The sequence below is a fragment of the Micromonospora sp. NPDC051006 genome (assembly GCF_044456245.1).
Classification (GTDB): domain Bacteria; phylum Actinomycetota; class Actinomycetes; order Mycobacteriales; family Micromonosporaceae; genus Micromonospora.
Genome location: NZ_JBITFP010000014.1, coordinates 63810 through 81088 on the forward strand (window position 1 = coordinate 63810; position 17279 = coordinate 81088).

General features: G+C 72.6%; 15 protein-coding genes and 1 riboswitch. Of the genes, 8 read left to right on the forward strand and 7 right to left on the reverse strand.

The features are described 5' to 3' along the window. Positions 1-47: 47 nt before the first annotated feature. A complete protein-coding gene (locus ACIBBA_RS21170) occupies positions 48-1313 on the reverse strand; it encodes an Ig-like domain-containing protein (RefSeq protein ID WP_396699545.1) in 1266 nt (421 codons plus the stop codon). A gap of 668 nt (positions 1314-1981) precedes the next feature. Here ACIBBA_RS21170 and ACIBBA_RS21175 point away from each other — a divergent pair. Beyond that, the gene (locus ACIBBA_RS21175) at positions 1982-2935 is read left to right on the forward strand and encodes a sugar phosphate isomerase/epimerase family protein (protein ID WP_396699548.1); all 954 of its coding nucleotides are present in this window, start codon (positions 1982-1984) and stop codon (positions 2933-2935) included. Positions 2936-2957: 22 nt separating this feature from the next. After that, complete coding sequence (locus ACIBBA_RS21180; RefSeq protein WP_396699550.1) at positions 2958-5057, forward strand: PQQ-dependent sugar dehydrogenase; 2100 nt, start codon at positions 2958-2960, stop codon at positions 5055-5057. 174 nt (positions 5058-5231) lie between these two features. Here the strand turns inward: ACIBBA_RS21180 and ACIBBA_RS21185 are convergent, their stop codons facing one another. From ACIBBA_RS21185 to pdhA, 3 genes are read right to left on the reverse strand one after another with little or no spacing between them, the layout of a single operon-like run. Continuing rightward, entirely contained in the window at positions 5232-6605 is a 1374-nt protein-coding gene (locus ACIBBA_RS21185) for a dihydrolipoamide acetyltransferase family protein (protein ID WP_396699552.1), read from the reverse strand. Then, complete coding sequence (locus tag ACIBBA_RS21190; protein WP_396699712.1) at positions 6602-7624, reverse strand: alpha-ketoacid dehydrogenase subunit beta; 1023 nt, start codon at positions 7622-7624, stop codon at positions 6602-6604. The genes ACIBBA_RS21185 and ACIBBA_RS21190 overlap by 4 nt, the downstream gene beginning before the upstream one ends. Continuing rightward, positions 7621-8817 (reverse strand): pyruvate dehydrogenase (acetyl-transferring) E1 component subunit alpha, encoded by a 1197-nt coding sequence (gene pdhA / locus ACIBBA_RS21195; protein ID WP_396699714.1) that lies wholly within the window; start codon positions 8815-8817, stop codon positions 7621-7623. The genes ACIBBA_RS21190 and pdhA overlap by 4 nt, the downstream gene beginning before the upstream one ends. Before the next feature lie 72 nt (positions 8818-8889). Between pdhA and ACIBBA_RS21200 the strand changes: the two genes are divergently transcribed. After that, positions 8890-9396: an Lrp/AsnC family transcriptional regulator gene (locus tag ACIBBA_RS21200; protein WP_396699554.1), complete on the forward strand. Its 507-nt coding sequence runs from the start codon at positions 8890-8892 to the stop codon at positions 9394-9396. A 13-nt stretch (positions 9397-9409) separates the two neighbouring features. Here ACIBBA_RS21200 and ACIBBA_RS21205 read toward each other — a convergent pair whose 3' ends face one another. Both ACIBBA_RS21205 and ACIBBA_RS21210 read right to left on the reverse strand, forming a co-directional pair. Further along, positions 9410-10381, reverse strand: a complete 972-nt coding sequence (locus ACIBBA_RS21205) for a DNA polymerase domain-containing protein (protein ID WP_396699556.1) — start codon at positions 10379-10381, stop codon at positions 9410-9412. 133 nt (positions 10382-10514) lie between these two features. Further along, entirely contained in the window at positions 10515-10745 is a 231-nt protein-coding gene (locus ACIBBA_RS21210; RefSeq protein ID WP_357059339.1) for a hypothetical protein, read from the reverse strand. 137 nt (positions 10746-10882) lie between these two features. Between ACIBBA_RS21210 and ACIBBA_RS21215 the strand changes: the two genes are divergently transcribed. From ACIBBA_RS21215 to ACIBBA_RS21230, 4 genes are all read left to right on the forward strand, one after another. Then, complete coding sequence (locus tag ACIBBA_RS21215) at positions 10883-11614, forward strand: histidine phosphatase family protein (RefSeq protein ID WP_396699558.1); 732 nt, start codon at positions 10883-10885, stop codon at positions 11612-11614. Next, positions 11598-12467 carry an NAD(P)H-hydrate dehydratase gene (locus tag ACIBBA_RS21220; RefSeq protein ID WP_396699560.1) on the forward strand — a complete coding sequence of 290 codons (870 nt, stop codon included), beginning with the start codon at positions 11598-11600 and terminating at the stop codon, positions 12465-12467. The genes ACIBBA_RS21215 and ACIBBA_RS21220 overlap by 17 nt, the downstream gene beginning before the upstream one ends. Before the next feature lie 146 nt (positions 12468-12613). Next, positions 12614-14077: a S8 family peptidase gene (locus ACIBBA_RS21225; protein ID WP_396699562.1), complete on the forward strand. Its 1464-nt coding sequence runs from the start codon at positions 12614-12616 to the stop codon at positions 14075-14077. 131 nt (positions 14078-14208) lie between these two features. Next, positions 14209-14709, forward strand: a complete 501-nt coding sequence (locus tag ACIBBA_RS21230; protein WP_350876289.1) for a hemerythrin domain-containing protein — start codon at positions 14209-14211, stop codon at positions 14707-14709. A gap of 61 nt (positions 14710-14770) precedes the next feature. Here the strand turns inward: ACIBBA_RS21230 and ACIBBA_RS21235 are convergent, their stop codons facing one another. Further along, the gene (locus ACIBBA_RS21235; protein WP_396699564.1) at positions 14771-15577 is read right to left on the reverse strand and encodes an SDR family NAD(P)-dependent oxidoreductase; all 807 of its coding nucleotides are present in this window, start codon (positions 15575-15577) and stop codon (positions 14771-14773) included. A gap of 152 nt (positions 15578-15729) precedes the next feature. Next, a riboswitch (ZMP/ZTP riboswitch) is annotated at positions 15730-15819 on the forward strand. 18 nt (positions 15820-15837) lie between these two features. On the opposite strand from ACIBBA_RS21235, the gene ACIBBA_RS21240 reads away from it, so the two are divergent. Continuing rightward, a complete protein-coding gene (locus ACIBBA_RS21240) occupies positions 15838-17277 on the forward strand; it encodes a glycine hydroxymethyltransferase (protein WP_396699566.1) in 1440 nt (479 codons plus the stop codon). The last annotated feature ends 2 nt before the right edge of the window (positions 17278-17279 follow it).

A 17279-nucleotide genomic window follows, 5' to 3' on the forward strand; every position in this document is an offset into this window, starting at 1 on the left:
GGGCCGGCCCGCAGGGTGCGGGCCGGCCCGGTTCGATACCGCTGTGGTCAGCCGCCGCTGACCGACGGGTGCGGGGCCGGCGAGCCGCCGGCGACCGCGCCCGGGTGCGCCGGGCTGCTCGGCGCCGGGCCCAGCCCGGCCGGCACCGGCAGGGCGCTGCCCTTCACGTACTCCGCCCAGCTGACGTTCCACGCGGTCCAGCCGTTGCCCTCGTTGAGCGGCACCTCGGTGCCCTTGATGGTGACGAGGTCACCGACCTGCGTGGTGTTCATCAACCAGTCCGCCGCCTCGTTGGAGACGTTGGTGCAGCCGTGCGAGACGTTGGTACTGCCCTGGTCCCCCACCGACCACGGCGCCGCGTGGATGAACTCGCCGCCCCAGGTGAGCCGCTGGGCGTCCTCGACGTCGACCACGTAGGGGTCGGCCGAGCCCCGGGTGTCGAATGTCGTGAACTGGTGCTTCTCCATGATCACCATCTTGCCGCTGGAGGTCGGCGTGCTCGGCTTACCCATGCTGACCGGGATCTTCTTGACCAGCTTGCCGTCGCGCAGCACCGACATCTGCTTGGTGGCGTTGTCGATCTCCAGGGACACCTGACGGCCGATCTTGGAGGTCGCGGTCCGCTCCTCGTCGCCGACCCGGTCCTTGCCGATCGGCAGCCCGGCCAGACCGGCGCGGACACTGATAGTGGTCCCCGGTCGCCAGAAATCGGGTGCCCGGTAATAGACCTGACTGCCGTCCTCGACCCATGACCAGACGCCCGGCTGCGGCGGGTTCGTCTTCACGAACAACCGACGCTGCACATCCGCCCTGGCCTCTTTCGGAATGGGCGGGTCGAACGCCACCGTTACCGGCATGGCGGTGCCGTACGTCCGGTTGCCGGCGAAATAGAGCGTACTGGTGATCGCCGGCTTGGTGGATTTCGGCATGGTGGTGAAGGTGGTCTTCCGGGTGGTGCTCTTACCGGAGTCGCCGGTCGCGGTGACCTCGGCGGTGTAGGTCCGCTTCGGCTGCAACGGCGCGCTCGGCACCCAGCCGGATCCGTCCTCGCGGGGCTCCGCCTTGACCTCCTTGCCCTTGTCGTCGGTGATCCGGACGGCGGTTACCCGGCCGCCGGCGACCCGGGTGCCGACCTCGGCGCTGATCGGCACGTCCTTCGCCTGGTCCCCGGGAGTCACCGTGAGTTCCGGCGGTGCGGCCCGGCCGCCACCCGGCCGATGGCCCGCCTCGTGGTCCGCGGTGCAGCCGGCCAGGATCAGTGGAGCGGCCGCGACGGTTACCCCCAACAGCGTCAAACGCCGTCTCAACTTCATGATGCGTCCCCCCGTTTCCTGCTTCCCCTCCGCCACATTCTCTCCAGCCCTGCACGCATCCCCACGCAATTCACGAATAAAGGGCAAAGCAATTAGCGGTGCCATTTCGCCGAGCTGCGCCGAATGGTCGACAAAAGTGAGGGCCGGCCGACATTGGGGCTCGGCGACCGGTAGCGCCAGCCCCCGACCCGGCGCGACACCGCCATCCGGTCCGCACCCGCCCGCACCCTGCCGGACGGGTTTCGCCCGTACCGCCCGGTGTGCCGGGCCTCCTGCGCAGTGCACCGGACGCCGGCGCCGAGCACGCGGCGCGAGCCTCGCCGGCCGTCGGATGAGGCAACGAGCGTCCCTGCGCCGACCAGCGCGGCGAGCACCCCTGGGCCGACTTTTGTCTGCGGCAGCGAAAGTTCTGCTCCCCACAGCGAACCTTTGCCATCGACCGGCCACAAGGGTACGGTGACGAATCAGATAGAGAGTTGCCCATCGGTCGATTCGCTGTCCGCCCCACCCCCAGTGGCGCGCCCCGCCTGGGCCCGTCCCGCACCCGCACGCCGACCATGACCGCCGCGCCGGAGCCCCACTCCGGCCGGTCCGGCGTGCCTGGGCGCGGCAGCCGGTCGACCCGGAAACCGCCGGACCGCAACATCCGGCAGGGAGGGAACACCACCATGGACCAGAGCACAGGGCAGCCCGAGGCGCCCGAGTCGGTCAGCCGACGCGGGCTGCTCCGGGCCGCGACCGTCTCCGCGGCGGCCGTCGGGGCTGCCGGCCTGTTCGGCGCCGAGGCTGCTTCCGCCTCCTCCGGCGGCGGCCACGGCAGCGGCCGACGGCGGGTGCCGGTGGACCGGATCAGCATCCAGCTCTACACCCTTCGCGACCAGCTCGCCGCCGACCTGCCCGGCACGCTCGACGCGCTGCGGCGGATCGGCTACCGCCGGGTCGAGCACGCCGGCTTCGTCGGCCGGACCGCGGCGCAGTTCCGGGCCGCACTCGACGACGCGGGCCTGCGGGCCACCTCCGGCCACACCGGTATCCCGCAGCCCTTCGACGCCGACACCTGGGAGCGCGCCCTCGCCGACGCCAACACCGTGGGCTGCCGCAAGATCGTGCACCCCTGGTTCGGTCTGGACTCGACCGGGCAGCCGATCCGCGACCCGCAGGTCTACCGGGCGCTCGCCCGCGACCTGAACCGGGCAGGCCGGATGGCCGAGCGGGCCGGGGTGGACTTCGGCTACCACAACCACCAGCTCGAGTTCGTGCCGCTGACCGACGGGCAGACCGGCTTCGACATCCTCACCGGTGAGACCGACCCGCGGCTGGTCCACTTCGAGCTCGATCTGTTCTGGACCTGGCGCGGCGCCGCCGACCCGGTCGACATCATCCGCGCCCACCGGGGCCGGATCCGCCAGGTGCACGTCAAGGACATGGACACCAACGCCAGCTTCGCCGACCTCGGCGACGGCCTGATCGACTTCGGCCGGATCTTCGCGTACGAGCGGGAGGCCGGCATCGAGGAGTACATCGTGGAGCGCGACGACGCCGGCACCCCGCCGCGCACGCCCGCCGACGCCCTGGACACCGCCCGCGTCGGCTTCGACTACCTCGCGTCGCTCCGCTACTGACCCACAACCCCCGGGGGACACCTTGAGAAAGAGGACCGCACTCCTGTCCGCGCTGGCGCTGGTCGGCGCCGGCCTCGTCGCGCCGGCCGCGCCGGTCGCGGCGGCGCCGGCCGCCGCGCCACCGGACTCCAGCTTCCAGAAGGTGACACTCAACGATTTTCCCGGCGAGCCGGTGAGTCTCGCCGTCCTGCCCGACCTGCGGGTGCTGCACACCGCGCGCACCGGCGAGGTCCGCATCCACGACCCGCGCACCGGCCTGAACACCCTCGCCGCCGACGTGCCGGTCTACGAGCACGACGAGGAGGGCCTGCAGGGCATCGCGATCGACCCCGACTTCGCCCGCAACAAGTGGGTCTACCTCTACTACTCGCCGCCGATGGACACGCCGGTCGACGACCCGGCCACCCCGGACGTCAACGAGGGTGACGCGCCGCTGGTCGGCACGGCGGCCGACTGGGAACGGTTCCGCGGCGCGCTGCGGCTGTCCCGGTTCAAGCTGGAGGGGATGAAGCTCAACCTCGCCACCGAGCAGCAGATCATCGATGTGCCGGTCGACCGGGGCATCTGCTGCCATGTCGGTGGCCAGATCGAGTTCGACAGCAAGGGCAACCTCTACCTCTCCACCGGTGACGACACCAACCCGTTCTTCTCCGACGGCTACACGCCGATCGACGAGCGGGCCAACCGCAATCCCGCGTTCGACGCGCAGCGCACCTCGGCCAACACCAACGACCTGCGGGGCAAGCTGCTGCGGATCAAGGCGAAGCCGGGCGGTGGCTACACGGTGCCGGCGGGCAACCTGTTCAAGCCGGGCACCGCGAAGACCCGTCCGGAGATCTACGCGATGGGGCTGCGCAACCCGTTCCGGTTCGCCGTCGACCGCCGCACCGACGACGTCTACCTGGCCGACTACTCCCCCGACGCCGGGGCGTCGAACCCGGCCCGCGGGCCGGCGGGGCACGGCCGCTGGATGGTGGTCGACAAGCCCGCCAACTACGGCTGGCCGTACTGCGCGACGCCGACCCTGCCGTACATCGACTACGACTTCGCCACCGGCACGTCGGGCAAGCGCTTCAACTGCCGCCAGCCGGTCAACGAGTCGCCGCACAACACCGGCCTGCGCAAGCTGCCGCCGGTCGAGGCGCCGCAGGTGTGGTACCCGTCCGCCGCCTCCGGCGAATTCCCGCAGCTCGGCACGGGCGGCATCGGCCCGATGGGCGGCCCGGCGTACGACTACGACGGGCGCAACACCTCCTGGACCAAGTGGCCCGCCTACTACGACGGCGTGCCGCTGTTCTACGAGTGGACCCGGGACTACATCAAGGAGTTCCGCCTCGACGACCGCGGCGAGGTCCGCGACATCCGGCCGGTGGCGCCGTCACTGGTGGTGGACAACCCGATGGACCTGGAGTTCGGCCCGGACGGCGCGCTCTACGTGCTCGAGTACGGCGACGGCTACTTCGCCGAGAACCCGGACGCTCAGCTGTCCCGGATCGACTTCGTCCGGGGCAACCGGACGCCGATCCCGCAGATCAGCGCCGACCCGACCGCCGGGCAGGCGCCGCTGACCGTGCACTTCTCCAGCGCGGGAACCGTCGACCCGGACGGTGACCGACTGCGCTACGCCTGGGACTTCAACGCCGACGGCTCGGTCGACTCGACCGAGGCGAACCCGACCTGGACCTACCAGTCCAACGGTTCTTACTCCCCGACCGTGAAGGTCACCGACAGCACCGGGCGCTCGGCCGCGGCCACCCTGCCGCTGCTGATCGGGCCGCGGGCGCCGATCGTGGAGTTCGTCACGCCGGTGGAGGGGCAGCCGTTCGAGTTCGGCCAGACCGTGGCGTTCGAGGTGCGGGTCACCGACGACCTGCCGGTGGACTGCTCACGGGTGAAGGTGACCTACATCCTCGGCCACGACGAGCACGGGCACCCGCTCTCGACGGCCTCCGGGTGCAGCGGCACCATCGCCACCTTCGTCGACGGCGGCCACGGCGGCGCCGACAACCTGACCGGCGTGTTCGTGGCGGAGTACACCGACGCCCCGACCGAGCCGGGCGTGCCGCCGCAGACCGCCAGCGCCACGGTGGTGCTGGAGCCGACGGGCGGCAGCGCCAGCTGACCCGTCTCCGGTGGCGGCCCGGCACGTCCGGTCCGCCACCGGGGCACGGCCTACGGGGCGCGACACCTGAGAGCGTGATACCTCAGCGGCATATTGATGCCGCTGAGGTATCACGCTCTTCCGGGGTAGCAGACCGGCTCGTCCTCCCGGCTGCGACTGCGACGTGCGCGGGTGTCAGACCGCCGCGATCAGCAGTGCCGGCTGCTCGACGCAGTCGGCGACGTGCCGCAGGAAGCCGCCCGCCACGCCACCGTCGCAGACCCGGTGGTCGAAGGTGAGGCTGAGCTGGGCGACCTTGCGGACCGCGAGCTGCCCGTCGACCACCCACGGCTTGTCCACGATCCGCCCCACCCCGAGCAGCGCCGCCTCCGGGTGGTTGATGATCGGGGTGGAGCCGTCGACGCCGAACACGCCGTAGTTGTTCAGGGTGAACGTGCCCCCGGTGAGCCGCGCCGGCGCGAGGGTGCCGGCCCGCGCCGCGGCCGTGGTCTCGGCCAGCTCGGCGGCGAGCTCGGCGGTGGTGAGCCGCTGCGCGTCGCGCAGCACCGGCACGACCAGGCCGCGGTCGGTCTGCGCGGCGATGCCCAGGTGCACGCCGGCGGACTGGATGATCCGCTGCCCCTCGGTGTCCACCCGGGCGTTGAGCTGGGGATAGCGGCGCAACCCGGAGAGGCAGATCCGGGCGAGCAGGGCCAGGATGCTCACCGGCTGCTCCGGCCGGGCCGCGTTGATCGCGGCCCGGGTCTCCAGCAGACCGGTGGCGTCCACGTCGACCCAGATGGTCACCTCAGGGATCTCCCGCCGGCTGCGGGAGAGCTTGTCGGCGATCGCCCTGCGGATGCCGGTCAGCGGGATGACCAGGTCATCGGCGCCGGTCGGGGCGGACACCGCCGGCTCCGGCCGGTCCGGCACCGCGGCCAACCGGCCCGGGGCGCCGGCGGCGACGGCGGCCTCCACGTCGGCCCGGCGGAGCACCCCGCCGGGACCGCTGCCGGTCAGGGTGGCCAGGTCCAGGCCGTGCTCGCGGGCCAGTCGTCGGACGATCGGCGAGATGACCAGCGGCGCCGGGCCGTTGACGGCGGTGCCGGCCACCGGCGCGACCGCGGCCACGGCGGGAGCGGCGGGGGCCGGCGCGTCGGCCGGGTCGGGGGCGACCGCCAGCCGGGAGCGGCGTCGCCGCCGTCCCGGGCCGTGCCCGGTGCCGTACCCGATCAGCACATTGCCCGAGCCGGCCCGCTCCTCCTCGCGGTAGGTGGCGTGCCCGGCGGGCTCCGGCGCGCCGCCGCCCACGGGCGCGGCGTCGGCGTCCAGCGCCGCGACGGTGATCAGCGGCTGGCCGACCGGGCGGGCCTCACCGGCCACGCCGTGCAGCGCCACCACCCGGCCGGCGTACGGGCAGGGCACGTCGACGACGGCCTTGGCGGTCTCCACCTCGACCACGCTCTGGTCCACGGTCACGATGTCGCCGACCGCCACCCGCCACTCGACGATCTCCGCCTCGGTCAGCCCCTCACCGAGGTCGGGCAGGAGGAAAACGTGCTCGGTCATGCCGCGCTGCCCTGGGTCGCGGGGAGCCAGCGCGGGTCGGGCCGGTCGTCCCACTGGAGACGGGCGACCGCGTCCAGCACCCGGTCCACGCCGGGCAGGTGGGTGTGCTCCAGCATCGGCGCCGGGTACGGGATGTCCAGACCGGCGACCCGCAGCACCGGGGCGTGCAGGGCGTGGAAGCAGCGCTCCTGCACCCGCGCGGCGATCTCGGCGCCGACGCCGGCGAAGCCCGGCGCCTCCTGGATGACCACGCAGCGGCCGGTGCGGCGCACCGAGGCGGTGACGGTGGCGTCGTCGAACGGCACGATGGTGCGCACGTCCACCACTTCGAGGTCCCAGCCCTCGTCCTTGGCGGCCTCGGCGGCCTCCATCGCCACCGGCACCGCCGGCCCGTACGCGACCAGGGTGGCGTCCCGGCCGGGCCGGCGGACGACCGCCCGGCCGAACGGCTCGGTGCGCGCCGGCAGCTCGGTGTCGGCGCCGGAGAAGTAGAGCTTCTTCGGCTCCATGAAGACCACCGGGTCGGGGTCCGCGATCGCCTCGCGCAGCAGCGAGTACGCGTCGGCGACGGTGGCCGGGGTGACCACCTTCAGCCCCGGGGTGTGCGCGTAGTAGGCCTCGCTGGAGTCGCAGTGGTGCTCGACGCCGCCGATGCCACCGGCGTACGGCACCCGGATCACGATCGGCACGCTGAGCGCGCCGCGGGTCCGGTTGCGCAGCTTCGCCACGTGCGAGGCGATCTGCTCGAACGCCGGGTACGCGAACGCGTCGAACTGCATCTCGACCACCGGCCGCAGCCCGGACATGGCCAGCCCGACGGCGAAGCCGACGATGCCCGCCTCCGCGAGGGGGGTGTCGAAGCAGCGCTTGTCGCCGAACCGGGCCTGGAGCCCGTCGGTGATCCGGAAGACGCCGCCGAGCGCCCCGACGTCCTCGCCGAAGACGACCACCCGCTCGTCGTCGGCCATCGCGTCGGCCAGCGCCGCGTTGAGCGCCTTCGCCATGGTGGTGGCCATCAGGCGTTCCCCTCCTGCTCGGCCGCGGCCAGCTCGGCGCGGACCTGCTCGCGCTGCTCGACCAGCTGTGGGGTCGGCTCGGCGTAGACGTGGTCGAAGAGGCTGAGCGGGTCGACGGTGGGCTGGGCGTTCATCCGGACCCGCAGGTCGGCGGCGTACGCCTCGGCCTCCTCGGCGATCGCGGCGACGGCGGCGTCGTCGATCACCCCCTGATCGCGCAGGTACGTCTCCAGCCGCGCGATCGGATCCCGGTCGCGCCAGGCCTCGACCTCGGCGCCGTCGCGGTAGCGAGTCTGGTCGTCGGCGTTGGTGTGCGGTTCCATCCGGTAGGTGTGCGCCTCGACCAGGAACGGCCCGTTGCCGGCCCGGGCGTGCGCGACCGCGCGGGTGAGCACCGCGAGCACCGCCACCGGGTCGTTTCCGTCGACCTGCTCGCTGGGCACCCCGTAGCCGACGCCCTTGTACGCCAGCGACGGCGCGGCGGTCTGCCGGGACAGCGGGACGCTGATGGCGTACCGGTTGTTCTGGACGAAGAAGACCACCGGCGCCTTGAACACGGCGGCGAAGTTGATTCCCTCGTGGAAGTCACCCTCGCTGGTCGCGCCGTCGCCGATGAAGGCCAGCGCGACGGTGTCCCGCCCCTGGTGGGCCTCGCCGTAGGCCAGGCCGGCGGCGTGCACGCACTGGGTGGCCAGCGGCGTGCACTGCGGCGCGGTGTGCCGGGCCGCCGGGTCGTACCCGCAGTGCCAGTCGCCGCGCAGCAGGGTCAGCACCTCGACCGGGTCGATGCCCCGGGCGACCAGCGCCATCGACTCACGGTAGGTCGGGAAGACCCAGTCGCTGTCGCGCACGGCGAGCACCGCACCGACCTGGCAGGCCTCCTGCCCTCGGGACGACGGGTAGACCGCGAGCCGGCCCTGCTTGGTCAGCGCCGTCGACTGGGTGTCGAAGCGGCGGCCGACCACCATCCGGCGGTACAGCTCGCGCAGCACGTCGGCCGGCGGCTGCGGGTAGTCGGTACGGGCGGGCAGCGGGGTGCCGGTCGGGTCGAGCAGGCGCACCGGTTCCGTGGCCGGCAGCAGCGAGCGCGCCGGATCGGCCGGGGTGGCCGGCCGTCGGGTGCGCGGGGATGCCCTGCGGACCGCCTGGGGTGTGGTCGTCACGGCGGGGACCTCCTGGACGTGTGGTGGGCCTATGCTCCTGCTGTCGGATGATTGACTCAAGATCCACCGCAAACGCGGGACGGATGGCAGGCAGGAGGCGCTTCGGTGAGCCAGGAGACCGGGCCGGAGGCGACGCCGGCGGCAGCGCCGGGACGATCGGCCCGGGTGCTGGACGAGGTGGACCGGCGAATCCTCGACGAGCTGGTCCGGGACGGCCGCACCTCGGTGCGCACCCTGGCCGAGCGCATCCACATCTCCCGCACCAACGCGTACGCCCGGTTGGAGCGGCTGCTGCGCGACGGGGTGATCACCGGCTTCCGGGCCCAGGTCGCGCCGGAACCGGCCGGGCTGGGCACCTCCGCGTACATCGCGCTGACGATCGAGCAGAACACCTGGCGAGAGGTCTCCGCGCAGCTGGCCCAGGTGCGCTACATCGAGCACGCCGCGCTGCTCGGCGGCGACCACGACGTGCTGGCGCTGGTCCGGGCGCCGGACAACGCGGCGCTGCGCGACGTGGTGCTCGGCCGGGTCCAGAGCATCCCGGGCGTGCTCTCCACCCGCACCTGGCTGGTCTTCGAGGAGTTCGACGGAGCCCGTAGCCCCTGGCCGTGACGCCGCCGGACGCTCACCGCTCGGGCGGCGCCTCCAGCCCCTCCCGGTCGGCCAGCTCGAGCAACGGCTCCAGCGAGAAGCGCCGCTCGTCCAGGCCGGCGTGCGGGTCGCCGCGCTCGGCGAACCGGGCCGGCAGCGAGACCACGTCGAAGTCCTCCGGCCGGGCGTCGTCCAGCTCGGCCCAGTCCAGCGGCGCGGAGACCAGCGCCCGGGGCGTCGGCCGGATGGAGTAGGCCGAGGCCATGGTGTGGTCGCGGGACATCTGGTTGTAGTCCACGAAGACGGGCCGGTCCCGCTGCTCCCGCCACCAGGTGGTGGTGACCAGCTCGGGCAGCCGCCGCTGCATCTCGCGGCCCAGCGCGAGCACCGCCCGCCGGCAGTCGCCGAAGCCCCACCTCGGCTCGATGGAGAGGTAGATGTGCAGCCCTCGCCCACCGGTGGTCTTCGGGTAGCCGGTCAGGCCCAGCTCGGTGAGGAACGCGCGCACCTCCCGGGCCACCGGCACCACCTGCTCGAAGCCGACGCCCGGCATCGGGTCCAGGTCGATCCGGAGCTGGTCGGGGCGCTCCACGTCGCTCGCGGAGACCGGCCACGGGTGGAAGCGCAGCGTGCCGAGGTTGGCCGCCCAGATCACCACGGCCAGCTCGCTCGGTGCCACCTCGTCGGCGGTGCGGCCGCTGGGGAAGGTGATGTGCGCGGTGCGCACCCACTCGGGCGCGCCCGCCGGTAGCCGCTTCTGGTAGAAGGCGTCGCCGCGGTTGTCCTGCCGGGTGCCGATCTTCGCGCCCTCGAACACCCCGCGCGGCCAGCGCTCCAGCATGGTCGGCCGGTCGCGCAGCGCGCGCAGGATGCCGTCGCCCACGGCGAGGAAATATCGGACGACGTCGAGCTTGGTCAGCCCGCGCTCGGGAAAGTAGGGCTTGTCCGGGCTGGAGACCCGGACGACCCGCTCCCCGACCTGGATCTCCTCGGCCGCCGTCGCCACGCCTCACACCGTAGCCGCCGCTGACCTCCGGCGCGGTCAACCGGAACGGCCGGGGTGTGTCCGGCGACCACCCCGGGCCGGGGGACGCCGGCCGGGGCGAGCCTGCCGCCCGCCCGGCCGTCGCCCGTGCGCCTCAGCGCTGTTCCTGCTGCATGCGGGCCATGAGCATCTGCTTGCCCTGGTCACCGGCCTTGCGGTTGTTCTCCTGGATCGCCCGGAACCAGTTGACGAGTTCGGTGTCGCCACGCTGCTCGGCGTCGGCGATGTACGTCTCCATCCGGTAGACGTGCTCCAACGACATCTGCAACGTCCGGATGAGGTCGTAGTTCTTGTCCTTTACCGGGCTCTTCTGTTCCTTGGTCATGGTCGCCACGGCGTACCTCCCCTGTCGGCTCTCGTGGACCCGGCGCTTACCCGAGCCGCCCGGGTTCACGCTCGCCGCGTACCGCCGTCCGCGCCGCGCCGGTTAGCGCGGGGCGACCGTCGGGTACCGGGTGCCGCATGGCGGAACTGGCAGCGCTCTGGATCGTCCGGCACGGGGAGAGCACGGCGAACGTCGCCGCGACGCGGGCCGAGTCCAGCGGCGCGGAACTGATCGGTGTGACCCACCGGGACGCCGACGTGCCGCTCTCGGAGACCGGGGAGGAGCAGGCCCGGGCCACCGGGCGGTGGCTCGCCGGGCTGCCGCCGGAGCGGCGCCCGGACGTGGCGGTGGTCTCGCCGTACCTGCGGGCGCTGCGCACCGCCGAGCTGGCGCTGGCCGGTACCGGGGTGCCGTGCAGCCGGGACGAGCGGCTGCGCGACCGGGAGCTGGGCATCCTCGACGGCCTCACCCCGCACGGTGTGGTCGCCCGTTTTCCGGACGAGGCGGAGCGACGCAACCGGCTGGGCAAGTTCTACTACCGGCCGCCCGGCGGGGAGTCCTGGACGGACGTCGCGCTGCGCCTGCGCGCGCTCCTCGGTGACCTGCGCCGCGACCACGAGGGCCAGCGGGTGTTGCTCTTCGGCCACGACGCGCTGGTCTTCCTGGTCCGTTACCTGGTGGAGGGGCTGACCGAGGAGGAGCTGATGGCGCTGACCCGGCAGTACGTGATCGCCAACTGTTCGGTCACCGGCTGGTCCGCGGACGAGTCCGGCCGGTTGACATTGCGCGATTTCAACGACGTCGGCCACCTGCGACGCCAGGGCGCCCGGCCGACCAGGGAGGACGAGGTCCATGCCGAACCGGTCTGACCCGCTGGTGATCACGCCGGCGCTGCTGCGCGACTGGGCGTTGCCCGTACCGTCGGGAGGCAAGGAGGCCCGGGGCACGGTGCTGGTGGTCGGTGGGTCCCGGTTCACTCCCGGCGCGGTCCTGCTGGCCGGCGTCGCCGCGCTGCGGGCCGGCGCCGGCGTGCTGCAACTGGCCGCCGCCGAGTCGACCGCCGCCGCGCTCAGCATCCAGGTGCCCGAGGCGCTGGTGGTGGGACTGCCCGAGACCAGCGACGGCGCGCTGGCCGGACGGCCGGACGACCAGCTCACCGAGCTGGTGGCGGCGGCGGACGTCGTTGCTGTCGGCCCGGGGCTGCGGGGCATCGAGGAGACCCGCGAGCTGCTGCACGTCGTGCTCGACGCGGCCGGGCCGCGGACTCCGCTGGTGCTCGACGCGTACGCCCTGGGGGCGCTGAGCCACTCACCGGAGCTGCTGGCCGGCTCCGGCCGGCCGGTGGTGCTCACCCCCAACATCACCGAGGCCCAGCACCTGCTCGACCGGGAGCCGGGTGACGATCTGGACGCCGAGGCGGCCGAGCTGGCCGCACGGTACGACGCGGTGGTCTCCCTGTACGGGCACATCGCCACGCCGGACGGGCGGAGCTGGCGGGAGGAGAGCGGCGACGCCGGGCTGGGCACCTCCGGCAGCGGCGACGTGCGTGCCGGGTTGCTCGCCGGGCTGCTCTCGCGCGGCGCCGATCCGGCGCAGGCCGCCTGCTGGGCGGCGTTCGCCCACGCGGTCAGCGGTCAGCGTCTCGTCCCGCAGTATGGCCGGATCGGGTTCCTGGCTCGGGAGCTGCTCGACGAGATCCCGCACACCATCGCCACTGTCTGACGCCATTTGTCCTGCGGCCGCAGGTGTGTGTAACGCCACACTGACCCTCCGACGCTGTTTCACCGGAGGCGGCATCCCGTCCGCCTCCCGCCGGTGCCGCACCGCTGGGGCGCGGCACCGGCGGCGAACGGCCCCTGGGAGTCTGTGTGAAGTTGATCCGTCGCAAGACACTCGCCGCCGCGTCCGCACTGACGCTCGGCATCGGTCTCGCCGTGACCGCGGGGGTGGCGCCGGCGGCGTCGGCCGCCGGCGCGGAGAACACCTTCCTGGTCCTGGCGCCGCAGGGCGCCGGGACGGAGCGGGCGGTGGCTCGGGTGGCCGCCGCCGACGGCACGGTGGTGGCGAGCTACGACCAGATCGGCGTGCTCGTCGTCCGCTCCACGAACCCCGCCTTCACCACCGCGGTGGCCGGCGCCGGGGTCGAGTCGGTCGCCGCCACCACCGGCCTGGGCACTGCGCTCGACGAGGGCGAGACCGTGCAGGTCGCCGCGGCCGACGCCACGAACGTCACCGCGGACCCGACCGGGGAACCCCTCTTCAGCCAGCAGTGGGACATGCCGATGATCGGTGTTCCGCAGGCGCACGCCATCAACGCCGGCAGCCCCGACGTGGTGGTGGGCGTGCTGGACAGCGGCATCTCCAGCACCCACCCCGACCTGGCGAGCCAGATCGCCAAGGACAAGAGCACGTCCTGCGTCGGCGGGGTCGCCGACACCACCGAGGCGGCCTGGAACCCGACCACCTCCGACCACGGCACCCACGTGGCCGGCACCATCGCCGCCGCCGTCAACGGCGTCGGCGTGACCGGCGTCGCCCCGGGCGTCAAGGTGGCCGCCGTCAAGGTGGTCAACGACGGCGGCTACATCTTCCCGGAGGCGGCGGTCTGCGGCTTCGTCTGGGCCGCCGAGCACGGCATGCAGGTGACGAACAACAGCTACTTCATCGACCCGTGGGAGTTCAACTGCCGCAACGACGCGCGTCAGCGCCCGGTGTGGCAGGCCGTGCAGCGGGCCATCCGGTACTCGCAGAGCAAGGGCGTGCTGAACATCGCGTCCGCCGGCAACTCCAACGTCGACCTGGCCCACAAGTTCATCGACGCGGGCAGCCCGAACAACGGCACCCCCGAGGTTCGGGAGATCAACAACGCCTGCGTCGACCTGCCGGCCGAGTCGCCGGGTGTGCTGACCGTCTCGGCGGTCGCACCGACCGGGAAGAAGAGCTACTACTCCTCCTACGGCCTCGGTGTCGTGGACGTCACCGCTCCCGGTGGTGACAGCCGCTTCCGTACCGGGGGCGTCAGCCCGACCACGACCGACCAGATCCTGTCGACCACCTTCAACACGGCGACGCGGACCAACGGCTGGGGTTGGAAGCAGGGCACCTCGATGGCCAGCCCGCACGCCACCGGCGTCGCGGCCCTGGCCCTGTCGGCCCACCCGGGCATGACGCCGGGGCAGCTGGCCTCCTTCCTCGAGCGGACGGCGGAGGCGCTGCCGTGCGAGCAGGGCGTCTGGGAGCCGCGGCCCGGCTTCCCGGCCACCTGCACGGGGGGCAAGCGCAACTCGTTCTACGGCGCGGGCATGGTCAGCGCGTACAACGTGGTGAAGTGACCACATCGCACGGATGACGGTGGGGCCCGGCGCGCAGGCGCCGGGCCCCACCCCGTTCGAGGGACGGTTGTTTCCGCAGTTCAGTCCCGGGGTACCGGACGATCACCTGACACATTCGAGGAGGTCCGCCGGTGTCCACTGATGCCATCGTCCTGCTGAAAGAGGACCACAAGGAGATGCGCCGCCTGTTCAAGGCCTTCCAGGATGCCGAGGAGGGCCCGGCAAGCCAGCGGGGCAAGCTGGTGGGGCAGATCGTGGAGGCGCTCACGGTGCACACCTACCTGGAGAACGAGGTGATGTACCCGGAGGTCCGCAAGCTCCTGCCCGACCTGGAGGACGACATCCTCGAGTCGTACGAGGAGCACCACGTGGCGGACGTGCTCTGCGCCGAGCTGCACGCCATGACGGCGGAGGACGAGCACTTCAACGCCAAGACCACGGTGCTGATCGAGAACGTCCTGCACCACGTCGAGGAGGAGGAGCAGGAGTGGTTCCCCAAGGTGCGTGAGGCGCTCGGCCGCAAGCAGCTCCAGGAGATCGGCGAGCGGATGATCGCGCTGCGGGCCGACGCGCCGCGCAAGCCCACCGACCCGAAGGCAATCAAGAAGTCGGTGGACGCGGTCACCGCCTGATCAGCCCCGAAGACGTGGACGGGCCCGGCATCGCCGGGCCCGTCTCTCGTGTGCCGAAGGTTCAGTCGGCGGAGCCGGGCTCGGCCATCTTCCGGTGCTGCTCGGACTTGAGCTTGTCCGGAACGATCTTGCCGACCGCGGTCTGCACCTTGTTCATCAGCGAGCCGGCGGTCACCGTCTGATCGCCCTTCATCAACGCCGTGAAGCCCTGCTCGGCCACCGTCCGCGGATCGTCCTTGCGGCCGGAGCCGATCCGGGTGTCCTGCATCTGGGCCCGGTCGAAGAACTCGGTGTCGGTCGGGCCGGGCATCAGGGAGGTCACCGTGACCCCGGTCTCCTTCAGCTCGTTGCGCAAGGCCTCGGCAAAGGACTGCACGAACGACTTCGACGCGTTGTAGACCGCCTGGAACGGCCCCGGCATCGTCGAGGCGATCGAGGAGGTGAGCAGCACCCGCCCGGCCCGCCGCTGCACCATGCCGGGCAGGATCCGCTTGGCGAGGTGCACCGTCGAGCGCACGTTCAGGTCGACGATGTTCAACTCGTCGGCCAGGTCGGTGCCGCCGACGAAGGCGCCCCCGGCGCCCCGGCCGGCGTTGAGCGCCAGCGCGGCCACCGGGCGGCCGGTCGCCGCCACCGCCGCGGCCAACTCCTCCACCCCCTCGTGCCGGGCGAGGTCGACGCGGACCGGCTGGACCCGAGGGCCGCCGTCGCGCCGCAGCCGCGCCGCGGCCGCCTCGATGCCGTCGTCCTCGGCGGCGATGACCAGGTCGAAACCGTGCTCGGCGAACTGGACGGCCAGTTCGTACCCGATGCCACTGGACGCCCCGGTCACCACGGCGAGCGGCCGGTCGCTGCTCGGTGTGGTCATGGTCGTGCTCCTTCCCGCGGGTACCGGCCGTGTCCGCACCGATCACGGCCGTCCGGATAGGGGTGCCCCGCCACGGTGCGCCCAACCACCCGGGCCGCGACCGACTCGCGGCCGAGGTCGGCCTGGCCGGCCCCGGCCGACCCGGTAGGATCGGCGCGGGCCGTGACTGGCGCGTGGGGATGGGGAACCATCGGGGAGCGGCCCCGTCATGAGGACGCATGCCGAGCGCCTGGGCCTTCCGTACGCCAGTTGGAGGTCGCATGCCGTCGCCGAACGCCGAATCCACCGCCTTCCGCAGCGCGCTCGAGGTGATCCGTGCCGTCGAGCCCCGGGTGGCCGACGCGATCACCGCCGAGCTGGGTGACCAGCGCGAGTCGCTGAAGCTGATCGCCAGCGAGAACTACGCCTCCCCCGCCACCCTGCTGGCCATGGGCAACTGGTTCAGCGACAAGTACGCCGAGGGCACCGTGGGCCGCCGCTTCTACGCCGGCTGCCAGAACGTCGACACGGTCGAGGCGCTCGCCGCCGAGCACGCCCGGGAGCTGTTCGGCGCCGCGCACGCGTACGTGCAGCCGCACTCCGGCATCGACGCCAACCTGGTCGCGTTCTGGGCCGTGCTGGCCGACCGGGTGGAGTCGCCGGCGCTGAAGAAGGCCCAGGTCCGCCAGGTCAACGACCTCACCGAGGCGGACTGGTTCGCGCTGCGCCGGGAGCTGGGCAACCAGCGGATGCTCGGCATGTCGCTCGACGCCGGCGGGCACCTCACCCACGGTTTCCGCCCGAACATCTCCGGCAAGATGTTCGACCAGCGCAGCTACGGCACCGATCCGGCGACCGGGTTGATCGACTACGACAAGGTCGCGGAGATCGCCCGGGAGTTCAAGCCGCTGATCCTGGTCGGTGGCTACTCGGCCTACCCGCGGAAGGTCAACTTCCGGATCCTGCGGGAGATCGCCGACTCGGTGGGCGCCACCTTCATGGTAGACATGGCGCACTTCGCCGGGCTGGTCGCCGGCAAGGTCTTCACCGGCGACTTCGACCCGGTGCCGCACGCCCACATCGTCACCACCACCACCCACAAGTCGCTGCGCGGCCCGCGCGGCGGCATGGTGCTCTGCCAGCCGGAGCTGGCCGACCAGGTCGACCGGGGCTGCCCGATGGTGCTCGGCGGCCCGCTGCCGCACGTGATGGCCGCGAAGGCCGTCGCGCTCGCCGAGGCCCGCCGCCCGGACTTCGCCGACTACGCCCAGCGGATCGTGGCGAACGCCCAGGCGCTCGCCGAGGGGCTGCTGAGCCGCGGCGCCAACCTGGTCACCGGCGGCACCGACAACCACCTGGCGATCATCGACGTCACCTCGTACGAGTTGACCGGCCGGCAGGCGGAGCAGGCGCTGCTCGACGCGGGCATCGTCACCAACCGCAACTCGGTGCCGCACGACCCGAACGGCGCCTGGTACACCTCCGGCATCCGGATCGGCACCCCCGCGCTGACCACCCGGGGGCTCGGCGCCGCCGAGATGGACCAGACCGCCGAGCTGATCCACACCGTGCTCAGCCAGACGAAGCCGGGCGCCAACGCCGACGGCACCGCCTCGAAGGCCAAGTACGTGCTCGACCCGGCCATCGCCGACAAGGTCAGCCGCCAGGCCAGCGAGCTGCTGACCGGCTTCCCCCTCTACCCCACCGTCGACCTCACCTGACC